This is a genomic window from Actinocrinis sp. (assembly GCF_035946395.1).
Classification (GTDB): domain Bacteria; phylum Actinomycetota; class Actinomycetes; order Streptomycetales; family Catenulisporaceae; genus Actinocrinis.
This window is the reverse complement of record NZ_DASYZI010000255.1, coordinates 1-6,663: the sequence shown is the minus strand read 5'-3', so window position 1 is coordinate 6,663 and position 6,663 is coordinate 1. Positions and strand designations below refer to the sequence as shown.

The 6,663-nt window shown below is 67.8% G+C and carries 3 protein-coding genes; all 3 read left to right on the top strand.

What is annotated here, in order from left to right:
• Positions 1-74 precede the first annotated feature (74 nt).
• A complete protein-coding gene (locus VGS97_RS15745) occupies positions 75-2,633 on the top strand; it encodes a PKD domain-containing protein (protein WP_326854271.1) in 2,559 nt (852 codons plus the stop codon).
• 165 nt (positions 2,634-2,798) lie between these two features.
• Positions 2,799-5,438: a PKD domain-containing protein gene (locus tag VGS97_RS15740; protein ID WP_326854270.1), complete on the top strand. Its 2,640-nt coding sequence runs from the start codon at positions 2,799-2,801 to the stop codon at positions 5,436-5,438.
• Between the two features lie 85 nt (positions 5,439-5,523).
• Entirely contained in the window at positions 5,524-6,336 is an 813-nt protein-coding gene (locus tag VGS97_RS15735; RefSeq protein WP_326854269.1) for an SDR family NAD(P)-dependent oxidoreductase, read from the top strand.
• Positions 6,337-6,663 lie beyond the last annotated feature (327 nt).

Below are 6,663 nucleotides of genomic sequence, written 5' to 3'. Positions count from 1 at the left end.
GCCGCGTATGCTCTGCACTTGAGTCTCATGACAGGGGCTCATCGCAGAACACCAACAAGCAGAGGTGGGGGGACATGCGTCCTCGCATCGTCGCCGCTTCCGCGGCGGCGCTCATCGCGGCTGCCTCCTTTGCGCCGACAGCGGCGCGGGCGGTCGGACAGAACGCGATATTCGTCAACAATTCGACTTCGGCGTGCACGGACTCGGGGACCGGGACTCTCGCGGCCCCCTACTGCACGCTCCAGGTCGCGGCGGACGCGGCGAACCCCGGTGACGTCGTGGACGTGACGCCGGGTACGTACGCGGCCGCCACCATCACCCGGTCCGGTACCGCGTCGGCTCCGATCACCTTCACCGGCAACGGCGTGTGGTTGAGCTTCGGAGTGGGGCGTGCCGCGTCGGCACCGCTCTCCATCTCCGGCGCGAGTTATCTGAAGATCGTGGATTTCAGGCTCGCGCCTGGAAGCGCCGCTGACGCTGTCGTCTCCGGCGGGTCCAACATCACGTTCGACAACGACAACTTCAATCCTCCAACCAGCGCTGCCGCTGTCGAGCCCGCGTTGCACATCACCAACGCCGCGTCGGCCGTGACGGTGCGGGACTCGATTCTGAGCAGCGGGGTCCTGGTCGACGGCGGATCCACCGGCACGGTGGTCACCACGAACAGGATCGGCGCGGGCTTCACGAGTCCGGTCTCCGTCGTCGGCGCCACGAACACGGCGATCACCAGCAACACGATCAACGGCTGCGGTCCGTCGATCTCGATCACCGGCTCCGCTGCCGGGACGAGCGTCGAGAACAACGTCATCAGCAGTCCTGAGACCGCCGGCAACTCCTCCTGCCCGGCCTCGTCGCAGGCCTATGGCATGCTCGTGGACTCGTCTTCCACGTCCACGACGACTGCGGATTACAACGACGTGTACGCCTCCGGCGCGGGGGCTGCGCCCTACGACTGGGCAGGCACCGCCTATTCGTCCGGCGCTGGGCTCTACACGGCTGCGGGCCAGGCCCAGCACGACGACAACACGGTGCTCGGCACTCAGGTGACCGAGCACTCGCCGCTGATCGACTCGGCGAACTCCGCCGCCGTCGGCGAGCAGGCGGTCGACATCACCGGCAACCCGCGGGTCAGCGACCCGCTGGTGACGCAGACCGGCGCGGGACCGTCCAACGACTACGACCGCGGTGCCGCCGAGTTCGAGGACCCGCTGAGCATCGTGACGGCCACGTTCGCCCCCTCGGTGAACAAGGCCCCGGTGGGCGCCGCGATCACGCTGCACGCCGCGGTGACCGACACCTGGTCGGACACGTTCGACTACCGGTTCTCGCTGAGCACCGGAACGGTCGACAGCGGGACCGGCGGGACGGCGAGCGTGTCCTTCAGCACGCCGGGCAGCTACTCCGCGACGCTCTACGTCATCCCGCAGAACAGAGCGTCGGCTCCGATGATCTTCGAAGGCTCAGTAGTGTTGACGATCGTGCCGCAGGCACCGCTGACGCCTCAGATATCCGTGGCGGCGAGCGGCGCGTACGGCGTCAGCGTCAGCGACTTCGGCACGACGGATGCGTGGAACGTCAGCGGTGTCACGTTCGACTTCGGTGACAAGACGCCGGTCCAGACAGCCGCCGACGGAGCCACGGTCCAGCACGCCTACGCCAAGGCCGGTACCTATCCGATCACTGAGACGGTGACCGACCAGGGCGGGAACTCGGCGACGACGTCGACCACGTTCACCACCAACGCCCTCGTCCCCGGCACGCTGATCAACATGGGCGGCGGCCTGACGACCTTCATCCCCGCCAAGTCCACCGGGATCGCCCAGGCGGCCGTCACCTCGATGCCCAACGACGGCAGCCAACTCGTGGCGGCCACGACCGGTGGCACGGTCGAGTTCGCCACCGGCACCTCTCACGGCAACACCTGGCAGGCCTGGCAGCCGTTGAGCCAGCCGGGCGTGACGGTGAAGTGGGTGGGCATCGCGGGCATGCCGAACGGCTCGTCCCAGCTCATCGAGGTCACGTCGGCGGGCACGCTGCTGCACACGGTCCACAACGCCAACGGGACGTGGCAGGCCGGCTGGGGCAGCCCCGCCGGTTCCACCGGGTTCACGCATGCTTCGATCACTGCCATGCCGGACGGGTCCACTCAGCTCGTCGCTGTCACGACCGCGGGCGTGTTGATGCACAACATCCGCTTCGCCAATGGTTCGTGGCAGGGCTGGCGTGCGCTCGGCCAGTCCGGAGTCAAGATCGTGGACGCGAGCATTGCCGGCCTGCCCGACGGTTCCTCGCAGATCGTGGAGGCCACGTCCACCGGCGTGATGCAGCACGACATCCGCTTCCCCGACGGACATTGGCAGGGTTGGGGCGTTCCCGCCGGAGCCACCGGCATCACCCAGGTCTCCATCGCCTCCACGTCCGTCTTCGGCAGCCCCTGGAGTCCCGGCGCGACCATCATCTCGGTCGTCACGTCCCAGGGCGGGATGATGAATGTCTTCCGCAATTCCGGAGGCTCTTGGTCGGACTGGACGGGCACGAGATCCGGGATCGGAGACCTGGGCACCGTGGCCAACACCACCGTCTCGACCCTGCCGGACGGCGGCTACCTGATGTTCTCCGTGTCCGGCGGCTGAGCCGAATCGCTCTCGGCTGTCACTGTGGGAATATGAGTAGGATTACTACCATATCCTGAGTCTGAGCCCCCGGTGCCTGACAGCACTCGGGGGCTCTGCTTATACTGGACCTGACATTGTCGGCGAGGTGCGGTCTCACGTGCCCTGCGCGCCGACCGGGCCTGGATGAGCGGGGGAACCGTGAGGGTCGGCTACGGCATTGCCGCCGTGCTGTTGGCGGTCGGTGCGGCGGGGTTCACGGCAGGTCCGGCCAGGGCGACGACTCCGGCGTCGATCTACGTGGACGACTCTGCGGGGGCGAACTGCTCCGACAAGGGATCGGGCTCCGCGTCGGCGCCGTTCTGCACGATCTCCGCGGCTGCAGCCGCCGCTCAGCCGGGCCAGACGGTATACGTCGGCACGGGCGATTATCCTCAGCAGGTTGACATATCGGCGAAGGGGACGGCCGGCGCACCGATCACGTTCGTCGGGCAGGCGACGTATCGGAACCCCATGAACACGCTCATCGGGGTCGGCTCGGGCTGGCCGACGCCAGCGCACGCGTTCGTCCTCGACGGCGCGCAGAACGTGGTGCTTGAGAACTTCCAGGTCGCCGGGTCGGCGGGGGACGTGGTGGTCACGAACTCGCAGAACGTCACCATTGACCAGATCTACGACGGACCCTATTCGCAGAACGGTCCGGCGCTCCAGGTCAGCGGTTCGTCGAGTTCGGTGACCGTTGAGCGCAGCGTGCTGAGTTACGGCGTCGAGATCGGGCCCGGTGCGACCGGAGTCACCCTGACGACGAACGTGCTGCACAGCGCGTCGAGCGCGACGCCGATGATCCGTGCCGTCGACGCGCCGGGCACTGCGATCGTGAGCAACACCGTCACCGCGTGCGCGGCAGGGATCGATCTCGAAGGCGCCTCGTCGGGTTCGACGATCCGCAACAATGTGCTGGGCCTCGCGTCGGTGGGAAGCACCACGTGTGGCCAGTCGTCGACCGCGGTGGGCATCACGGTCGCCGCGGGCTCAGCGTCCGGTACGACGTCCGACTACAACATCGTGTACGCCGCGGGCGGCGCGGCGCCGTATTCGTGGGCTGGTACCGCGTATCCGACTCAGCCTTCGTTCACTGCGACGACCGGTCAGGGCGGCCATGACAGCACGGCGGACCCGCTCCTGACTTCGGCCCCGCTGACCTTCCTCAGCCAGAGCACCGCGAGCGGGTTCGGCTACCCGGCTGAGGGCGCGCCGGAGATCGACTCCGCCGACCAGTCCGCTCCCGGCGAACTGACCACCGACGTGATCGGAATGCCGCGCGTCGACGATCCGCTGGTGGGCAACACCGGCACCGGCAGCGGTTCCGGCGCCGGCTACTACGACCGTGGCGCGTTCGAGTTCCAGGACCCGATCGCGTTCCCCTCGTCATGGCCCGCCGGTAGGAAGACGGGCAGCGCGCCGCAGCAGATCACGTTCACCCCTGGCGTCTGGCCGTCGTGGTCACAGGGAAAGGTCACGTACACCTACGACTTCCAGGACGGCACTCCAGAACTGGTCACCACGGCGAGCACGATCACCCACACCTTCCCGCTCGCCGGCCAGTACACCGTGATCGTCAGCGCCGCCGACGGATACGGCAGCACTCAGCCGACCGATCCCGGGAGCCGGATCCATGTCGCGGTCGGCGCGGACTACACGCCGCTGACCCCGGTGCGGATTCTGGACACGCGTAAGGCGATCGGCGTGGCGACTACCACTCCGGTGGCGCCGGACTCGGCGGTCACTCTGACTGTGGTCGGCGCGAACGGCGTCCCCGCGACCGGCGTGTCGGCCGTGACGATGAACGTGACGGCTGTCGGCGCCACCTCACCCGGATACCTGACCGTCTACTCGGACGGGGCGCCGCGTCCGGTGGCGCAGAATGTGAACTTCGCATCGGGCACACCGGTGCCGAACCTGGTGACGGTTCCGGTCGTGGGCGGAAAGGTCGTCTTCTACAACGGCAGCCTGGGCACCGTTCACGTCGTGGCCGACCTCGAAGGGTTCTATGCGAACGCCGGATTCGACTTCGTCGCGCGGTGGCCGGATCGCGTCCTCGATACGCGGGTTCCGGTCGGTACCGCCGTAAAGGCGCCGTTGGGTCCGAACGGGCACCTTCAGTTGAACCTGAACCCGGCCTCGAATCCGGAGCTTGATCCGAACACGCGCGCCGTGACGCTGAACGTGACGGTCACCGGTCCGAGCACCGGGGGCTACCTGACGGTGTATCCGGACGGCGCCGCGCAGCCCACCGCGTCGAACCTGAACTTCTCTACCGGCCAGACGATCGCCAACCAGGTCACGGTGTCACTGGTCGATGGAAAGATCGACTTCTACAACGGCAGCGGCGGGACCGTCAACGTGATCGCGGACCTCGACGGCTACTACGCACCGCAGAGTGCGTGCTGCTCGTACTCGTACTTGCCCACCAACTCCATACGCATCGTGGACACGCGCTCGGGTGTGAACCCTGCGCCGCTCGCGGCCTTCGGCACGATCGATCTCCACGACGCGATCTGGCAGAACGGCGCCACGCCGGGGACGGCGAACGGACTGATGCTGAACGTGACGGCCATCGCTCCCGGTACGGGCGGCTACCTCACCGTCTACCCGGACGGGCAATCACGGCCGGTGGCGTCGAGCCTCAACTTCTCCAGCGGACAGACCGTCTCCAACCTGGTCGCCACGGTCACCGGCCAATACGCCGGGATCGAGGTCTACAACGGCAGCGGCGCGCCCACGGACCTGACCGTCGACATCCAGGGGTACTTCTTGCAGCACTAAGGGCCGACGAGTGCGGCGCGCTGCTCAGGGCGCAAAGCGGGCCACGGCGGGAATGCGCGAGCGATCGCCGCGGCTGGAGAGACATATGAACGCCGAAGCGCGCACCGTACTGATCACAGGGTCGACCTCGGGACTGGGACGCGAGTTGGTCCTGTGCCTGGCGGCGGACGGCTGGGCCGTCCTCGCCCACGGCCGTGACCGCAAACGTCTCGACGACCTGTGCCGCGAGGCCGGCCCGGCGGTACGGCCGCTCGTGGCCGACCTCGCGTCGCTGGACGAGGTGGTCCGGCTCGCCGCACAGGCCGCCGCCGCGACCGATCGCCTCGATGTGCTGGTGAACAACGCCGCAGTCGGCTTCGGGGCGCCCGGGCACGGCAGGCAGACCAGCGTGGACGGCCACGAGTTGCGGATGGCGGTCAACTATCTGGCCCCGGTGCTGCTTACCCGGCGCCTGGTTCCGCTGCTGACCGCGTCGGCCCCGGCGCGCGTCGTCAATGTCGGCTCCGTCGGCCAAATCTCGTTCGACCCGCACGACGTGGCCTTCGAGCGCGGATACGACGGCATCACCGCGTACCGCCGGTCCAAGCTCGCCCTCTCGGCGTTCACCTTCGACCTCGCCGACGAGCTGCCCGCGCGGGCCGTGACCGTCAACTGCCTGCACCCGGCGAGCCTGATGCCCACGGCCATGGTGCTTGAAAGCCGGATGGCGCCGATGTCGGAACTCGACGAGGGGGTCGTGGCCACATTGCGGCTCATCACGGACCCAGACCTCGCCGATGTCACCGGCGAGTATTTCGACGGCCTGCGCCCCGGCCGGTCGCGGCCCGAAGCGTACGACCCCGACTTCCGGTCCAAGCTGCGCGCCGTGACGGCGGGGCTGCTGGCCGACTACCTCTGAGCGCGCCTGAGCGGGCCGTCGAACCAACGGTCCGCGCGATGTGACGCCTACTGACCTTACTTATGGCGATCAAGGCTCCGATCAGTCATTGTCGCGATCACTGAGCCGGTCAACTGGGCCGGTCAACTGTGTCGGCGTCGACGAATTCGAAGACTGTCCGGTAGGGCGCGTCACCCGTGATCACCTGGTATGCGTCACGCAGCGCAGCCGCTGAGCAATGTCAAAGAAGCCTGATTTTGTGGCCGCCGAATAGGGTCGGCTCAGCTGCCGTAGAAGTCAACGGGGTCGCACTGCGAACCGGCGGGTGCTCGTTGACGCGATACCGGA